General features: G+C 56.3%; 1 rRNA gene. It reads right to left on the bottom strand.

Going from position 1 to position 1,048, the window contains the following annotated elements:
* Window positions 1–21: 21 nt before the first annotated feature.
* Window positions 22–1,048 (bottom strand): 23S ribosomal RNA (locus tag AB0D99_RS35625); the annotation flags it as partial.

Below are 1,048 nucleotides of genomic sequence, written 5' to 3'. Positions count from 1 at the left end.
ACACAGTGGACGCGAGCAACTGAGGACAAGCCCTCGGCCTATTAGTACCGGTCAGCTCCACCCATTACTGGGCTTCCACATCCGGCCTATCAACCCAGTCGTCTACTGGGAGCCTTACCCTCTCAAGGAGGTGGGAATACTCATCTCGAAGCAGGCTTCCCGCTTAGATGCTTTCAGCGGTTATCCCTCCCGAACGTAGCCAACCAGCCATGCCCTTGGCAGGACAACTGGCACACCAGAGGTTCGTCCGTCCCGGTCCTCTCGTACTAGGGACAGCCCTTCTCAATATTCCTACGCGCGCAGCGGATAGGGACCGAACTGTCTCACGACGTTCTAAACCCAGCTCGCGTACCGCTTTAATGGGCGAACAGCCCAACCCTTGGGACCGACTCCAGCCCCAGGATGCGACGAGCCGACATCGAGGTGCCAAACCATCCCGTCGATATGGACTCTTGGGGAAGATCAGCCTGTTATCCCCGGGGTACCTTTTATCCGTTGAGCGACGGCGCTTCCACAAGCCACCGCCGGATCACTAGTCCCGACTTTCGTCCCTGCTCGACCCGTCGGTCTCACAGTCAAGCTCCCTTGTGCACTTACACTCAACACCTGATTGCCAACCAGGCTGAGGGAACCTTTGGGCGCCTCCGTTACCCTTTGGGAGGCAACCGCCCCAGTTAAACTACCCATCAGACACTGTCCCTGATCCGGATCACGGACCGAGGTTAGACATCCAGCACGACCAGAGTGGTATTTCAACGGCGACTCCACCATGACTGGCGTCACGGCTTCAAAGTCTCCCACCTATCCTACACAAGCCGAACCGAACACCAATATCAAACTGTAGTAAAGGTCCCGGGGTCTTTCCGTCCTGCTGCGCGAAACGAGCATCTTTACTCGTAGTGCAATTTCACCGGGCCTATGGTTGAGACAGTCGAGAAGTCGTTACGCCATTCGTGCAGGTCGGAACTTACCCGACAAGGAATTTCGCTACCTTAGGATGGTTATAGTTACCACCGCCGTTTACTGGCGCTTAAGTTCTCAGCTTCGC

Source organism: Streptomyces sp. NPDC047971 (assembly GCF_040653355.1).
Lineage (GTDB): Bacteria > Actinomycetota > Actinomycetes > Streptomycetales > Streptomycetaceae > Streptomyces.
Note: the sequence above shows the minus strand (reverse complement) of the source record. Positions and strands in the feature narration are given on the sequence as shown.